We start from the raw sequence: 16225 nt of genomic DNA on the forward strand, positions 1-16225 counted from the left end.
TCGAACACTATGAAGGTCTTGCCCGGGGTAGGCGGGGTCCTCGAAGGTGAACGGGTCGCGGAAGTTGAAGAACTCGTTCTGCTCGCCGTTCTGGTAGTACTCGCCGTCGGCCTGGAGCATGTCGTGCTGGTCGCGGAATCCAGTCAGCCACACGCCGTCCTCGTCGGCGTAGATGCGTCCTTCGCTCTGCACGATGCGGGGGTCGTAGGGCTTGATGTTCGAGCCGTCGGCGTTGCGGTAGAAGGCGACGTCGGTGTAGAAGATGCGCAGCTTGTTGTTGCCGTCGAAGATGCGCGTCGAACCCGACCATTCGGTCTGGTGGCTGAAGGACTGGTCCTCGAAGATCGCGCCGGATGCGCCGTCTGGGAAGACGTGGCCGCCGTAGGTCCAGCCGCCGTTCTCGGGACGCTCCTCATCGGACACGTCCGCCTTGCGGAAGAAGTACCCGAGGCGCGCGTAGGTGTGGCGGTCGTCGAAGCCGAGGTCCCGGTCGGCGACCAGCGAGAAGACGACTTCCCAGCCCTTGAAGCTCGGCTGGGCGGCCGAGCCGTCGGTGAGGGTCCAGCTGTCCCAGACCCACACCTCGCCGGTGGACATGTCGGGGAAGTCCTGCGACACCGTCGGCATCGTGTACCCCTCCGGCATCGAGTTCTCGCGCGATGCGGCGTCGGGGTCGCTCATCGCCTGCAACTGCATGGCGTCGGCGCGGGTCCACTTCGCGGTGAAGTCTTCCTCGGGGGCGTATGCCTCCTGGGTGTGCTCGGTCGGCGCGGCGAAGCCCGCGCCGGCATCCTCCTCGGCGGCCGATGCCGGCGCCGCGGCGAGGACGCCGCCGTCTGGTCTCGAATCCATCACGACGTGCGGATCGCGTTCCGCATTGAGTGTTGACACCGGTGCGGAGTGTCAGCTAAACATGACCTGTTCAATCGATTTAGCACAAGGAAGTGCATCATGGTCAAGGTCCGCATCTCAGACGTGGCGGCGGCCGCGGGGGTGTCGGCGTCGACCGTTTCCCTGGCGCTCAACAAGTCCGATGCGCGCATCCCCGACAGCACCCGGCAGCGCGTGCGGGAAGCCGCCGAGGCCCTCGGGTACGCGCCGAGCTCGCTCGCCCGGGGGCTGCGCACGCAGCGCACCCGCACCGTCGGCCTCATCTCCGACCAGATCGCGACCACCCCCTTCGCCGGACGCATGCTCGCGGGGGCGCAGGACGCGGCGCGTGAGCAGGGGCACCTCGTCTTCCTCGTCGATACGCAGGGCGACGCCGTGATCGAGCAGGACGCGATCGCGGCGCTCTCCGCCCAGCAGGTCGACGCCATGATCTACGCCTGCATGTGGCACCAGGTGATCCCGGCACCCCAGGGGCTTCCCGCCGGCACCGTGTTCCTGGACTGCCGCCCCGAGGAGGGCGGCTACCGCAGTGTCGTCCCCGACGACCGCGCCGGGGGCATGGCCGCGGTGCGCGAACTCGTCGCCGCCGGCCACCGCCGCATCGCCTATCTCGACACCGACGATTCGCCGATCGCATCCACTCTCCGATACGAGGGCTACCGCGCGGTGCTGGCCGACGCCGGCATCGAACTCGACCCCGCCCTCCACGTCCGGGCCGAGACCTCGGCGATGGGCGGGCGCGCGGGTGCCGAGGCGCTCCTCGACCTCCCCGTCGATCGCCGACCGACGGGAATCTTCTGCTTCAACGACCGCATGGCGATCGGCGTGTACACCGCCGCTCATCACCGCGGCATGGAGATCCTCCGCGACTTGTCCGTCGTCGGCTACGACGACCAACAGCTCGTCGCGGCGGAGCAAGACCCTCCGCTGACCACAATCGCGCTGCCCCATTACGACATGGGACGCTGGGCGATGGAGGTCGCGCTCGGCGTCCGCGCGAGCGGAGAAGAGGACGCCACGCATCTGATGGAGTGTCCCGTCGTGAGGCGGAACTCCGTGGGCCCGCCGCCGGCGCAAGTCGCCAAACCCAGCCGACGACGGGCAACACACAACCGAACGGCCGCCGAGGGCGGCCCCGATCTGTGACCGACGTCGCCGTCGATCACAAGAACAGGAAACCACAATGAAGCGAGCCACTGCGCCGATCTTCGTATCGGCGGGTCTGGTGGGGGCACTCGCCCTGACCGGATGCGGACAGGCCGGCCAGGGGGATCAGACCTCTGCGGACGGCAGGACACAGCTGACGATGTGGACCCACTCGGCGGGAAATCCTGCCGAGCTCGAGGTCTACGAGCGGATCATCTCGGACTTCAACGAGTCGCAGGACGACTACGAGGTCGTCCACGAGTCGTTCCCGCAGGGCGCCTACAACGACGCGATCGTCGCGGCCGCGGCATCCGGAGATCTGCCGTGCCTTCTCGACCTCGATGGTCCGATCATGCCCAACTGGGCCTGGGCTGGCTACCTGCAGCCACTGGGCCTGCCAACCCACATCACCGACACGCTGCTGCCCACAGCTCTAGGTGTGTGGGACGACGAGATCTACTCGGCCGGCTATTGGGATGCCGCGCTCGGCATCTTCGCGCGGAAGTCGGTGCTCGACGCCAACGGCATCCGCATCCCCACGGTCGAGGAGCCATGGACCGCGGACGAGTTCGACGCGGCGCTCGCCACGCTGAAGGACGCAGGCTACGAGACCCCGATCGACATCGGCGCCGAAGACACCGGCGAGTGGTGGCCGTACGCGTACTCGCCGTTCTTGCAGAGCTTCGGCGGCGACCTCATCGATCGCGACACGATGCTCTCGGCCGACGGCGCCCTCAACGGGCCCGAGGCCGTCGCGTGGGGCGACTGGTTCGCCGGGCTGTTCGCCGACGGATACGCCGGCAACGGCGGCACGGTCGGCAACCAGGAGTTCATCGACGACGAGGCGGCGCTCAGCTACACCGGCGTCTGGAACGCCGTCGCTGCGCTCGACGCGGTCGGCGACGACCTGCTGATCCTGCCCCCGCCGGACCTCGGCAACGGCCCGAAGATCGGCGGCGGGTCGTGGCAGTGGGCGATCTCGTCGGAGTGCAACGATGCCGATGGCGCCCGCGCGTACCTCGAGTTCAGCTTCCAGGACAAGTACATCACCGAGTTCGCCGACAAGCAGGTCGTGATTCCGGCAACGGATGCCGCCGCTCAGGCGTCGGTGTACTTCGGCGACGATGGCGCCCTGCGCCCGTTCGTGGAGTTCTCCGAGCAGTACGCGGTGCTGCGCCCCGAGACGCCCGCGTACGCGGTCATCTCGACGACGTTCGAGACGGCCGCGAAGGACATCATGAACGGCGCCGACGTCCAGGACACGCTTGATCGCGCGGTTTCTGAGATCGACGCCAACATCGCCTCGAACGACGGCTACGGCTTCCAGTGATCCACCTTGCCGGCGGGGACCACGCGTCCCCGCCGGCGCACTCTCCGAGAGATCTGTCATGACTGTCACTGCACCGACGGTCGCCGCCGAGGAGCCTCGGCGCGCCTCCCGTCGCTTCCGCTCAATCAAGGGCCGCGAGACCTGGGCAGGGCTGGGGATGATCGCCCCCGCAGGCATCCTCCTCGTGCTGTTCCTCGTCATCCCCGTGATCCTGGCCTTCGGGCTATCGTTCACGAACGCCCGCCTCATCTCGCCGAACCCGCCCAGGTTCGTCGGCTTCGACAACTTCATCCGTGCCTTCACTGCCGACCCTGTGTTCGTGCAGTCGGTGGGAAACACCGCGGTGTTCGCGCTCGTGGTCGTACCGGTGCAGGCCGCGCTCGGACTACTCCTCGCGGTGCTGGTCAACCGGCGCATGCGCGGCGTCACCGCGTTCCGCGTGATCTTCTTCATCCCCGTCGTGACCTCGATCGTCGTGGTCTCGATCCTGTGGAAGTTCATGTACCAGCAGGACGGCCTCATCAACGCGATGTTCGATGCGCTCACCTTCGGAGCGTGGTCGAATGTCGACTGGCTGAACGATCCGAAGACGGCGCTCGGCTCGATCATCGTGCTGTCGATCTGGCAAGCCGTCGGCTTCCACATGATCATCTGGCTCGCGGGACTGCAGACGATCCCCGAAGAGCTGTACGAGGCCGCCAAGATGGACGGCGCGAGCCCGTGGCGCCAGTTCACGAACGTCACCTGGCCGGGCCTTCGGCCCACCATGGTGTTCGTCCTCGTCACGATCACCATCGCCGCCCTCGGACTGTTCGTGCAGATCGACGTCATGACCCAGGGTGGACCCGTGAACTCGACCTCGACCATCGTCTTCCACGCCGTGCGCAAGGGCTACGAGCAGCAGGAGATCGGCTACGCCGCGGCGATCTCGCTGGTCTTCTTCGTCGCGGTCCTCGCCATCGCGCTCATCCAGCGCCGGATCACGCGAGAGAAGGATTGACGTGACCGCTACCAGAACCCTCACCACGGCCCCTTCTGGATCCCGCCGTAGGCAGCCGTCACTGGTTCGCAGCGAGAAGTCTCTGCGCGTCAGAGGCAAGGTGTTCCTCTACATCACGCTGTCACTGTTCGGCATCGTGTTCCTGTTCCCGCTGGTGTTCATGTTCGTGTCGAGCCTCAAGCCCGACAGCCAGATCCTGCAGGACATCGACTCTCCGGCGGCGTTCCTGCCGGTCGGCGACATCAGCCTCGACAACTACTTCGGGGTTTTCGACCGGGTGCCGGTCGCCCAGTTCCTGTTCAACTCCGTGCTCGTCACGGTGCTGACGGTCGGACTCGGCCTCATCGTGAACTCGATGGCCGGCTTCGCGCTCTCGCGGTTGGAGTGGAAGGGCCGGATCGTCGTGCTCGCGCTCATCATCGCGACGCTCATCGTCCCGTTCGAGACGATCGCGGTGCCGATGGTCTACTGGGTCGCGCAGCTTCCCACGCTCGTGATCGAGGGCGGCGTGCTGAAGTACGACTTCGGATGGCTGAACACCTACGAGGTGCAGATCGTGCCGTTCATCGCGAACGCGTTCTCGATCTTCCTGTTCACGCAGTACTTCTCCACAATCCCGAAGTCGCTCGACGAGGCGGCGCGCATCGACGGCGCGAGCTGGTTCACGATCTACCGGCGCATCGTCGTGCCGCTGTCGGGTCCGGCTTTCGCGACCGTGGCGATCCTCACCTTCCTGCCCGCGTGGAACCAGTACCTCTGGCCCCTCATGGTCGTGCAGAAGGAGGAGCTGCGTCCGGTCATGGTCGGCATGCAGTACTTCTTCCAGCTGAACACCGCGTGGGGCGAGGTGATGGCCTACACCTCGCTCATCACGATCCCGGTGCTCATCGTCTTCCTCATCTTCCAGCGGGCGTTCGTCAGCAGTATCGCCGCGAGCGGGGTGAAGGGATGACGGAACGGATGCTGCGCCTCGTGGTCGTCGGCGAGGCCGTAATCGACATCGTCCATCGTGCGGACGACGTTGTGGACGAGGCGCCCGGTGGCAGCCCCGCGAACACCGCGCTGACGCTGGGAAGGCTCGGGAGGCGCCCGACGCTGATCACCCGCCTGGCTGAGGACGTCTGGGGTGCTGGCGTGCGGCGGTGGCTCGAGGAGTCCGACGTCGAGGTGGACGCCGTCCCCGCGCCGCGCACGTCGACGGCCGCCGCCCACGTGGATGCGAACGGCGCCGCCTCCTACGACTTCGACCTCGAGTGGGATCTCGGGGCGGACATCGCCCGTCTCGAGGCGCTCGTGGGCGCCGCCGACGTCGTGCACGTCGGCTCCATCGCCGCGGTGCTCGAACCCGGCGCCGACCATGTCGCCGCGCTCGTGCGGTCCGTGCGCGGACGGGCGATCGTGACCTACGACCCCAACATCCGGCCGTCGCTCGTCGACGACCCCGACCGCGTCCGGCAGTGCGTTGCCGCACTGGTCGAGCTCTCTGACGTCGTGAAAGCGAGCGACGAAGACCTGCGATGGCTCCACACGGGGTGTGATCTCGTGGAGGTCGCCCGGGACTGGGTCGCGCGCGGGCCCCGGCTCGTCGTGGTCACTCTCGGCTCGGACGGTGCGATCGGCGTGACCGCCGACGATGTGGTCGCCGTGCCCGCCGTCGTGACCTCGGTGATCGACACGGTCGGTGCCGGTGACACGTTCATGGGCGTGCTCATCGACAGCATCGCCGGCAGCGATGAACTGCGGGCGTCGCTGTCGACAGCGGGGCACAGCATCCACTCGTCCGCCGTTGAATCGCTCCTCCGGAGATCAGCCCACGCAGCGGCGATCACGGTGTCGCGACCCGGCGCTGATCCGCCCCGAAGTGCCGACCTCGCCACTCCCGCGGCGCACTAGCCGCCGCTTCAGCCATCACCTCCCCGCCCACCGGGCGAGGGGCACAACCATCGCGCGATCCACCGCGCACGACTCTCGAAGGAACTCTCGTGTTCGACCTCCCCGATTCCTGGGTATGGGACTACTGGTTCGCCGACGACGGCGAGCGCTACCACCTCTTCTTCCTGCACGCCTCGCGGGCACTGCACGACCCCGAAGCGCGCCACTACCGTGCCTCCATCGGCCACGCGGTCTCGACGGACCTCGTCGAGTGGACGCAGGTCGCCGATGCGCTGGTGCGCAGCGACGCCCCCGCCTTCGATGAGCTCGCCACGTGGACCGGATCCGTCGTTCGGCATGCGGACGGCACGTGGTTCATGTTCTACACCGGTGCGACTCTCGCCCCCGACGGGCAGAACGTCCAGCGGATCGGCTATGCCACGTCGCCCGACCTGTTCACCTGGACGAAGGCGGGCGCGCCGGTGCTCGAGGCGTCGGGACCATGGTACGAGAAGCTCTCGAGTGGCGCGTGGCACGACGAGGCGTTCCGCGACCCATGGGTGTTCGCCGACCCGGACGGGAACGGCTGGCACATGCTCATCACCGCCCGTGCGCCGGAGGGGCCGATCGAGGGACGGGGAGTCATCGGACACGCCTGGTCGGCGGACCTTCGCACCTGGGAGCTGCGCGAACCGCTTAGCGCACCCAGTATCGACGGGTTCGGGCAGCTCGAGGTGCTGCAGGCCGAGATCGTCGATGGGCGCCCGGTGGTGATCTTCTCGTGCCTGAAGGGGCAGAGCACTCAGTCCCGTCGCGCGGCAGCCGGCGGCACGTGGGTGGTGCCTGCGGAGAGCCTCCTCGGACCGTTCGACATCGACGCCGCATACCCGCTGACCGATGAGCGCCTCTACGTCGGGCGCCTGCTGCAGCGACGCTCGGATGGCGAATGGCTGCTCTTCGCCTTCCGCAACCTCGGCCAGGACGGGCGGTTCCTCGGCGGCGTCACCGACCCGATGCCGGTGCAGTGGGACGGCGATCGACTCGTCCGCCGCGAGGAAGTGGGCACCTCCATCTGACGCCGGCGGCCGGGGCTTCGGGGGTGTTTCCTGATCGGCGCGCGTGGCGGCCCCGCTCAAGCTCAATGGCTACAGCACGGCAGCGTGCGGCAAGTGGCACCAGACCCCCGTGTTCGAGCTGAGCGCTTCCGGTTCCGAATCATGGGAGCGACCCTTGCGAACGGTGGGGTGCAACCGGCGACCGGTGCGCAGGTAGTAAGCGCAGCAGTTAGCCGCGACGTACTCGCCGTCATGGCGACTACCGGCTCGCCGTCAATCCTCTCGGCCGCCTGGCCGCGTGCCCCGAGTATCGGATGGAGGAGCTCAAGTTCCCGTGTCCCGCATCTCTGTATGCTTCCCCCATGTCACGAGCAGGAACAGGAAAAGAAACCATCGGACGATGGATCCGCACCGAATCGGGCTCGGCGGTGCTTCTGGTCCTTGTGGCAGTTGTCGCGCTGGTGTGGGCCAACTCCACCTTGTCGAACACCTATTTCGAACTGTGGCACGTCGAGCTCGGTTTCAATGTCGGCCCGTTCGGGCTACATATGGATCTGCACCACTGGATCAACGATGGCCTGATGGTTGTCTTCTTCTTCGTCGTCGGACTCGAAGTGCGCCAAGAGTTCGCACACGGCTCCCTCCGAGATCGCGCCGCGTCCGTCTAGCCCTCATCGCCGGCGTTGCCGGCGTCGTGCTGCCAGCGGTCGTCTACGTCTCAATCGTCGCGGCGTCAGGTGGGGAGGGACTCGAGGGGTGGGAGCCGTGGTGGGGACAGACACGGCCTTCCTCCTAGGAGCGCTCGCGATCGTCGGTCCACGCCTCTCTGGACAGCTCCGCGTCTTTCTGCTGACGCTGACAGTCGTGGACGACTTCCTCGCAGTGTCCATCATCGGCATCGTATACAGCGAAGAGGTTCGGCTGATACCGCTGCTGATTGCATTTGGGGTGCCTGGTCGCACTTTGGGCGCTGGGACGCACACGTCAGTGGAGGGCAGCACCATACGTATTCATCGTCGTCGTGCTGTGGTTCGCGACGGTGACCTCCGGTGTGCACGCCTCCCTCGCCGGGATGCTCGCAGGGCTCCTGATCCCCGCCTACGCGACGCGGCGACACAAGGTTGTCGAAGCCCGACAGCTGTTCCGGGACTTCTGGCAATCCCCGAGCGCCGCTTCAGCCCGCGCGGTGAACCGTGGCCTCGCCCAAGGTATCTCGGTAAATGAGCGCATGCACGAGGTTCTGCGGCTCCCCACAGCCTTGCTGATTGTTCCCATCTTCGCCCTGGCCAACGCCGGCGTGGACCTGCGAGGAGGTGTGCTTGCGGATTCCTTCAGGTCGCCAGTTACATGGGGCGTCATCGCCGGGCTCGTCCTCGGAAAGCTCTTGGGCATCGGATTGGCGACGTTCTTCGCCGTGAGGCTCGGGGCCGGCCGATTGCCAGAAGGAGTCGGCATGGGAAGCGTCTTCGGTGGTGCGGCGCTCTCAGGGATAGGGTTCACGGTGTCGTTGCTGATCATCAGCCTCGCTTTCGGCTCCACGTCCGAGCTCGGGCGCCTGGCGACCGTTGGCGTGTTGGTGGCCATGGTGCTTGCAACGCTCCTGGGATGGTCGATATTCAAGGTCGCTGCGAAACTGTGGGGGGAGGAAACAGCGGATCTCCCGATGCTTCTTACGCCGCCGGTTGACCCCGAAGTGGATCACATCCGCGGGCCGGAGGACGCTCAGCTCACACTCGTGGAGTTCGTGGACTTCGAGTGTCCGTACTGCGCGCATGCGACTGGGTCCTGGGAGGATCTGCGTGCTCGCTTTGGCGACGACCTTCGTTACGTCGTGCGACAGCTTCCGCACCACCCGCACGGACCCATCGCCGCACGAGCGTCCGAGGCAGCATCGAATCAAGGAATGTTCTGGCCTTGGCTTGACTTCGTCTTCACTCGTCAGCATGCGCTCGAACGTGATGACCTGATCGGTTACGCAACGGATCTCGGACTCGATGTTGACCGTTTCGTCCATGACCTCGACAGTGATGAGGTGAGACAGCGTGTCGAGCGAGACCTGGCGAGTGCAGAGGCCAGCGGTGCGCACGCGACCCCCACGTTCTTCATCCAGGGCCGTCGCCTGCTCGGTAGTTACGACGCGCGAGCTCTCACTGCCGCACTTGAGACCAGTCGCCGTGGTACGCGCACGAAGCAGATTCCATCCTCATCCTGAGCGCGGGAACACCGCGCAACGCCGGCGGTACTCGCCGACGTCCGGATGGTCGTGCACTTGTTGCGCTAGATGTATTGACCTCGACCGTTGTTGATTCGGTCGATGGGGGTGTTGCCTCCGATGCCGAGGTGGGCTCTGTCTAGGTTGTAGTGGTCGAGCCAGGTCGTCAATGCTGCTCTGCGGTCGTCGTTGGAGGCCCAGGGGCGGGCGTAAGCCCATTCGGCGGCGAGGGTGCGGTTGAGGCGCTCGACCTTCCCGTTGGTCCAGGGGCAGTGCGGGCGGATGAACTTCTGCGTGATGCCGTGTGCGTCGATCACGCCTCGGAACGCGGTCGAGTGGCGATAGGCGAAGGCGTTGTCGCTGATCACTCGCTCGACCGTGACGCCGAGGGCCTGGTAGAACGCGATAGCGCGGTCGAGGACACCGGCGGCGGTGGTGCCTTTCTCATCACCGTGGATCTCCGCGTAGGCGACCCGGGAGTGGTCGTCGATGACGGTGTGGACGTAGTCATAGCCCAGTCCCCGTTTGCTCGCGGGGCGTCGCCCGCGGCCGTGGAGACGCCACCCGCCGCCATCAGGGATCCGACCGAGCTTCTTCACATCGACGTGGATCAACGAGCCTGGATGGTCGTGTTCGTAGCGTCTCGCCGACCGGCGGGTCGCGCGGATCACCGTCCCGGTAATCGGGTCCAGCTCCCGCAGCAGCGGCACCTGGTGACGGCGCAGCACCCGCCCCACGGTCGAGGCCTGCAAACCCAGTTTCCCCGCGATGAACACCGGGCCACGACGGGTGAGGTGACGCACGATCCGCACCCGCGTCTCCACGCACGCACCCGTCCTGCGCGGGTGAGAGCGGGCGACGCTCGAACGGTCCTGCAGACCTGCCAGGCCGTGTTCCCGGAACCGACGCCACCACCGCCACGCGGTCGTGCGCGAGATACCCATCTCCGCGGCGACATGCGCAACCGCACGCCCCGACCCGATGCGCTGAACCATGATCAACCTGCCAGCTGGCGTCAGCCGGGCATTAGCGTGGGACACGAGAGACCTCCGTGGACTCGACGGAACCTAGACAGCTCCAACTCGACTACGGAGGTCTCTCCTACGTCAACAACGATCCGGGTCAGTACAGCTAGATAGCGCCGGCTGTCGCTCAGCAGGCCGAAGAAGGGTCGGGCATCGCAATACTCGGAGCCGATTCCCCGCTGGCCGCAGGGTCGGCGAGTCTCCCTGATAGGCTCCGCGGCATGCAGCAGCAGACCGAATCTTCTACCGACATTCAGCCCGACGTTCGGGTGCGCGGAGCCCGCGAACACAATCTGAAGGATGTCGACCTCACAGTCCCCCGCGATGCAATGGTGGTCTTCACGGGTGTGTCGGGATCCGGGAAATCGTCCCTTGCGTTCGGCACCCTGTATGCGGAATCTCAACGTCGATATCTTGAGTCTGTTGCACCCTACGCTCGGCGTCTTATCGATCAGGCGGGGGTGCCGGATGTGGACTCCATTACAGGTATGCCCCCCGCCGTCGCGCTCCAGCAACAGCGTGGTGGCCGAAGCGCCCGGTCGTCAGTCGGCAGCATCACGACGCTGTCGTCTTTGGTGCGGATGCTCTACTCGAGGGCCGGAGATTACCCCGACGGGCAACCGATGCTCTATGCCGAGGATTTCTCTGCCAACACGGTCCAAGGAGCGTGCCCGGAATGTCACGGTATCGGTCGCGTGTATGAAGTGACGGAGCAGCAGATGGTCCCCGATCCATCGCTCACGATCAGGGAACGAGCAATCGCGTCATGGCCGACGGCGTGGCACGGCCAGCAGCTGAGGGACACCCTGGTCTCCCTCGGCTACGACGTCGATGTTCCGTGGAGGGACTTGTCGCGGCAGGACCGGGACTGGATCCTATACACAGAGGAAACTCCGATGGTCCCGGTTTACTCCGGCCTGACCCTGCGAGAGGCGCGAGCGGCCATCCAGAAGGAGATGGAGCCCAGCTACAACGGCACCTTCGTCGGCGCACGGCGCTACATTTTCGACACCTTCGCCAATACGAAAAGCGCATCAATGAAGCGGCGAGTGGCGCAGTTCCTCACCGCCGGGCTGTGCCCGGTGTGCCACGGGAAGCGGCTGAAGCCGGAAGCGCTGACGGTGAGTTTCGAGGGGCTCGACATCGCCGAGTTTTCCGCACTGCCGTTGCGTGAACTGGCCTCGCTGCTGGAGCGAGTCATTACGGAACTTGACTCGGAAACCTCGGCGACCAGCGGAAGCGCACTGGATGAGAACACACGGCAAGAAGCGGTGGAGCAGCGCGCCGCCGCAGATGGTTCTGCCCACTCGGCGGCTCCCGATGTCCGTCGAACGCCCAACAGGTCAGCAGAGAAGCGCGCCGCTGCGGGGCGATTGGGAGCTGAGCTATTGGGCCGATTGCGCCCCATCATCGACCTCGGTTTGGGCTATCTGTCGCTCAGCCGCACGACACCGACACTCTCAGGCGGCGAGCTTCAGCGGTTGCGCCTGGCGACACAACTCACATCGGAGCTTTTTGGAGTCGTCTACGTGTTGGACGAGCCTTCGGCGGGACTGCACCCGCACGACATCGACGCTTTGTTGGGAATCCTCGACGGGCTCAAGAGACGCGGCAACAGCCTCTTCGTCGTGGAACACTCCGTCGACGTGATGCGCCACGCTGACTGGCTCGTCGACATCGGACCGGGGGCAGGAGAGCGCGGCGGCCGCGTGATCTACAGTGGGCCCACCGACGGGCTCGCAGAAGTCGAGGACTCTGTTACACGTGGATACATTTTCGGGGGTAGCGGCCTTGCGCCGCACATCCCCCGCACGCCGAAGGGATGGTTGAGGCTCGAGCACGTCACCCGCAACAACCTACGAGACGTGACAGTCACGCTCCCGACGGGGGCACTCACCGCGGTCACCGGGGTATCAGGATCCGGGAAGTCGAGCCTGGTAAGTCAGGCTCTGCCCGCGTTGGTCGGTGAAAAGCTGGGACGGCCTCCTCTCACGGACGTCGAGGTGCCGGAGACGGAAGATCTGCTTCTCACCGACGAATCCGACGAACTTGACGGTTCAGTTGCTGGTGATCTCGCCGGAGTTCGTCGTGTCGTCAGCATCGACCAGAAGCCGATCGGACGTACCCCGCGTTCGAACGTCGCAACCTACACGGGTCTGTTCGACCACGTTCGGAAGCGGTTCTCTGAGACACCGGAGGCACGTGCACGCGGATACAAGCCAGGGCGATTCTCCTTCAACGTCAATGGCGGTCGTTGCCCGACCTGTGAGGGTGAGGGATCAGTCATGGTCGAGCTGCTCTTCCTGCCCTCGGTCTACACCGTCTGTCCGGATTGTCACGGCACGCGATATCAATCAAGCACCCTGGAGATCACGTGGCGTGGCCGCAACATAGCCGAGATCCTCGCGATGAGCGTCGAGGAAGCCCACGTCTTCTTCGCCGGCGAGTACGACGTCATGCGGTCCCTCACAGCGCTCGTCGACGTCGGCCTCGGATACCTGAGGCTCGGGCAACCGGCGACAGAGCTTTCCGGCGGAGAGGCGCAGCGGGTCAAGCTCGCCAGCGAACTCCAGCGTGCTCAGCGCGGGGACACTTTATACGTTCTTGATGAGCCAACTTCCGGACTGCACTGCGCCGACGCCGACCGACTCGTCACCCATCTGCAGACACTTGTCGATGCGGGAAACACCGTGGTGATGGTCGAGCTGGACATGCGTGTGATCGCTGCCGCAGACCACGTCATCGATCTCGGTCCAGGAGCCGGCGACAACGGCGGGAGCGTGGTCGCATCGGGCACGCCCGCGGAGGTCGCGGCTTCAACCGACAGCGCGTCTGCCCGGTATCTCAGCGTCGCGCTCGAAGCTGCCGCGGGTGTGCCCGCCGTGTCCGAACGGTAACCACAACATGACGCACGGAGATCTCTCCCGCCCCCCGGGGCCGGCCTGGCGGTGGACCCCGAGCGGATCGGCATCGTCGGCTGGTCCCTCGGCGGCTACTACGCGCCGCGCGCGCTCGCGTTCGAGAAGCGCCTGAAGCTCGGAGTCGCGTGGGGCGCCAACCACGACTGGTTCGAGGTGCAGGAAGGGCGTCGCCGCCGCGAGGGGGAGAACCCCGTCCCGCACTACTGGGATCACGTCTTCTGGGTGTGGGGTGCGTCGGACATGGACGACTTCATCGAGAAGACCCGCGGGATGCATCTCAACGGCGGCACGGAGCACATCTCGATCGACAACATGCCGTATGTCGCCGGCATCATCGCCGACTGGGTCGCCGAGACGTTCGACGAGCTCGCGGCTTCTCAATCCGCCTGAGGGTCGCGCGCCGGGGGCGCGGGCGTGGAGCGGGAGATCACCCGTCCCGTCGCGCCCCCTCCCCGGGCGTGACGGGAAACACCCGAGGCGCCGCATACCCCGCCGCAGCGAAAGCCGCAACCGCATCCGCCACAGCCGGCACGGCATCCTGCTCGACGAGCGCGATCGCCGCGCCGCCGAAGCCGCCGCCGGTCATGCGCGCGCCGAGGGCGCCGGCGTCCAGGGCGGACTGCACCGCGGTGTCGAGCTCGGGGACCGAGATCTCGAAGTCATCGCGCATGGACGCGTGCGACGCGGTCAGCAGATCGCCGATCGCGCGGGCACCGTGCTCGCGCAGCGCGCGCACGGTGTCGAGCACGCGCTGGTTCTCGGTGACGATGTGACGGACCCGTCGGAACGTGATGTCGTCCATGAGTCCGTCTGCGCGCGGGAGATCGGCTGTCGACAGATCGCGCAGCGCCGGCACACCCATGATCGCCGCACCCTTCTCGCACGATGCGCGGCGCTCGCGATATCCGCCCGTCGAATGCGCATGGGCGACGCGAGTGTCGATCACGAGCACCGCGAGCCCGGCCTCGGCCATGCCGAGCGGGATGCTCTGCGCCTCGAGCGAGCGGCAGTCCAGGAACAGCGCCGCATCGGCCTCGCCGAGCATGGACGCCATCTGGTCCATGATCCCGGTCGGAGCGCCGACCGCCTCGTTCTCGGCACGGCGTCCGATCGACGCCAGCGCGGTGCGGTCGAGTCCGGCACCCCACAGCTCATTCAGAGCGGACGCCGTGGCGCCCTCGATCGCTGCCGAAGAGGAGAGCCCTGCGCCGACGGGCACGTCCGAGGCGATCGCGATGTCGACGCCGCGCCCGCTCGCGCCGGCCAACAGGAGCGCCCACGCCACGCCCAGCGGGTACGCCGCCCAGGCGTCCTGTTCGGCGGAGATCGGGAACGTCGATTCCAACTCGGAGAGCCCCGCCTCGACCGGCTCCTCCGCGAATGTGGACACGACCCGGATGCGCTCGTCATCGCGCATGCCGAGAGCGGCATACGTGCGATGCGGCGTCGCGAACGGCAGCACGAACCCGTCGTTGTAGTCGGTGTGCTCGCCGATGAGGTTCACACGGCCCGGCGCCGACCAGACGCCGTCGGCATCATGGCCGGTCAGTTCGCGGAACAGCCGGGTCGCGGCATCCTGCGCGCTCACTCCGCGGGCTCCTCGGCGCGGGCGATCGCGTCGCGCAGCCGCTGTGCACCGAGCTCGGGCGTCACCTCGGTCGCCCAGGCGCCCATCGCTGCCTCGGACCCCGCGAGGAACTTCAGCTTGTCGGCTGCCCGGCGCGGGCTCGTCAGCTGCAGGTGCAGCCGGACGGCATCCCGGCCGACGTTCACCGGCGCCTGATGCCACGCGGCGATGTACGGCGTGGGGGTGTCGTAGAGCGCGTCCACGCCCCGCAGCAGCCGAAGGTACAGGGGCGCGAGTTCATCGCGCTCGGCGGACGTGGTCTCGGCGAGGTCGGGGACGTGCCGGTGCGGCATCAGGTGCACCTCGAGCGGCCAGCGCGCGGCGAACGGCACGAACGCCGTCCAGTGCTCGCCGCGGAGCACGACGCGCTCGGATCCCTGCTCCTCGTCGAGGAGGTGCTGGAAGAGCTCCGGCGCCGTGCGGTCGATGCTCTCGAGCACCCGCCGCGTGCGGGGCGTGACGTACGGGTAGGCGTAGATCTGCCCGTGCGGGTGGGGGAGCGTGACCCCGATCGCCTCGCCGCGGTTCTCGAACGGGAAGACCTGCTCGATGCCCGGCAGCTGCGACAGCGCGGCGGTGCGGTCGGCCCAGGCCTCGATCACGGTGCGTGCGCGCGTGACGGTCTGCGTGCCGAATGAGCCGGAGTGGTCGGGGCTGAAACACACGACCTCGCAGCGCCCCGTCGCCGTGCGCGTACGGCCGAGACCCAGTGCGTCGAGGTCGTCGAGCCCGCGCGGAGCGTTGGCCGCCGCCGGAGCATCTCCGGTCGCCTGCGCGAGAGCGGGGCCGAAAGCGGGCGAGCGGTTCTCGAACACGGCGACGTCGTAGCGCGACGGCACCTCGGACGGATTCTCCGGCGTCTGCGGCGCCAGTGGGTCGGCGTCGGCACCCGGCATCATCACCCGGTTCTGGCGGTTCGACGCGACCGTGATCCAGTCGCCGGTGAGCACGTCGAGGCGCATGCTCGCCGTCTCGGGACGCGGGTCGAGGGAGCGCGCATCGACGGCCCGGTCGGGACCGAGCGCGGTATCGGTGTCGTCGTAGTAGATCAGCTCTCGCCCGTCGGCGAGGCGCGTGGATCGCTTGACCACGCCCGCACCGAGCTCGACGGTGTCGGCGGGGCGCAACTCCGGAGATTCGTGCATG

At 66.9% G+C, this 16225-nt stretch carries 13 protein-coding genes and 2 pseudogenes; 11 read left to right on the forward strand and 4 right to left on the reverse strand.

The features are described 5' to 3' along the window. Positions 1-78: 78 nt before the first annotated feature. Positions 79-852, reverse strand: a pseudogene (locus HWX58_RS08365) (glycoside hydrolase family 68 protein); the annotation flags it as partial. A 99-nt stretch (positions 853-951) separates the two neighbouring features. Here HWX58_RS08365 and HWX58_RS08370 point away from each other — a divergent pair. The 9 genes and pseudogenes from HWX58_RS08370 (at position 952) to HWX58_RS08405 (ending at position 9506) form a co-directional block, all read left to right on the forward strand. Further along, positions 952-2037, forward strand: coding sequence for a LacI family DNA-binding transcriptional regulator (locus tag HWX58_RS08370; protein WP_175986907.1), 1086 nt, complete (start codon positions 952-954; stop codon positions 2035-2037). A gap of 37 nt (positions 2038-2074) precedes the next feature. Continuing rightward, positions 2075-3367 (forward strand): sugar ABC transporter substrate-binding protein, encoded by a 1293-nt coding sequence (locus HWX58_RS08375; RefSeq protein ID WP_175986909.1) that lies wholly within the window; start codon positions 2075-2077, stop codon positions 3365-3367. 58 nt (positions 3368-3425) lie between these two features. Further along, positions 3426-4367: a carbohydrate ABC transporter permease gene (locus HWX58_RS08380; RefSeq protein ID WP_175986911.1), complete on the forward strand. Its 942-nt coding sequence runs from the start codon at positions 3426-3428 to the stop codon at positions 4365-4367. A gap of 1 nt (position 4368) precedes the next feature. Beyond that, on the forward strand, positions 4369-5319 hold the full coding sequence (locus tag HWX58_RS08385; protein ID WP_217702963.1) for a carbohydrate ABC transporter permease: 951 nt from the start codon (positions 4369-4371) through the stop codon (positions 5317-5319). Next, entirely contained in the window at positions 5316-6260 is a 945-nt protein-coding gene (locus tag HWX58_RS08390; protein WP_250646160.1) for a carbohydrate kinase family protein, read from the forward strand. Before HWX58_RS08385 ends, HWX58_RS08390 begins: the two co-directional genes overlap by 4 nt. Before the next feature lie 89 nt (positions 6261-6349). After that, complete coding sequence (locus HWX58_RS08395) at positions 6350-7315, forward strand: family 43 glycosylhydrolase (RefSeq protein WP_175986913.1); 966 nt, start codon at positions 6350-6352, stop codon at positions 7313-7315. Positions 7316-7656: 341 nt separating this feature from the next. After that, on the forward strand, positions 7657-7962 hold the full coding sequence (locus HWX58_RS15505) for a Na+/H+ antiporter NhaA (RefSeq protein WP_250646161.1): 306 nt from the start codon (positions 7657-7659) through the stop codon (positions 7960-7962). Positions 7963-8062: 100 nt separating this feature from the next. After that, a pseudogene (locus HWX58_RS15510) lies at positions 8063-8176 on the forward strand (Na+/H+ antiporter NhaA); the annotation flags it as partial. A gap of 61 nt (positions 8177-8237) precedes the next feature. Then, positions 8238-9506 (forward strand): Na+/H+ antiporter NhaA, encoded by a 1269-nt coding sequence (locus HWX58_RS08405; RefSeq protein ID WP_250646162.1) that lies wholly within the window; start codon positions 8238-8240, stop codon positions 9504-9506. 65 nt (positions 9507-9571) lie between these two features. Here HWX58_RS08405 and HWX58_RS08410 read toward each other — a convergent pair whose 3' ends face one another. Continuing rightward, positions 9572-10546: an IS481 family transposase gene (locus HWX58_RS08410; protein WP_175986915.1), complete on the reverse strand. Its 975-nt coding sequence runs from the start codon at positions 10544-10546 to the stop codon at positions 9572-9574. 206 nt (positions 10547-10752) lie between these two features. Between HWX58_RS08410 and HWX58_RS08415 the strand changes: the two genes are divergently transcribed. Together HWX58_RS08415 and HWX58_RS08420 are read left to right on the forward strand one after the other, a co-directional pair. Beyond that, positions 10753-13428 (forward strand): excinuclease ABC subunit UvrA, encoded by a 2676-nt coding sequence (locus HWX58_RS08415; protein WP_175986918.1) that lies wholly within the window; start codon positions 10753-10755, stop codon positions 13426-13428. Between the two features lie 51 nt (positions 13429-13479). Beyond that, complete coding sequence (locus tag HWX58_RS08420; RefSeq protein ID WP_175986920.1) at positions 13480-13842, forward strand: alpha/beta hydrolase family protein; 363 nt, start codon at positions 13480-13482, stop codon at positions 13840-13842. Between the two features lie 37 nt (positions 13843-13879). Here the strand turns inward: HWX58_RS08420 and galK are convergent, their stop codons facing one another. Continuing rightward, on the reverse strand, positions 13880-15040 hold the full coding sequence (galK, locus tag HWX58_RS08425) for a galactokinase (protein WP_175986922.1): 1161 nt from the start codon (positions 15038-15040) through the stop codon (positions 13880-13882). After that, on the reverse strand, positions 15037-16224 hold the full coding sequence (gene galT, locus HWX58_RS08430; protein WP_175987074.1) for a galactose-1-phosphate uridylyltransferase: 1188 nt from the start codon (positions 16222-16224) through the stop codon (positions 15037-15039). The genes galK and galT overlap by 4 nt, the downstream gene beginning before the upstream one ends. Position 16225 lies beyond the last annotated feature (1 nt).

It is taken from the genome of Microbacterium tenebrionis (genome assembly GCF_903645325.1).
GTDB lineage: Bacteria > Actinomycetota > Actinomycetes > Actinomycetales > Microbacteriaceae > Microbacterium > Microbacterium tenebrionis.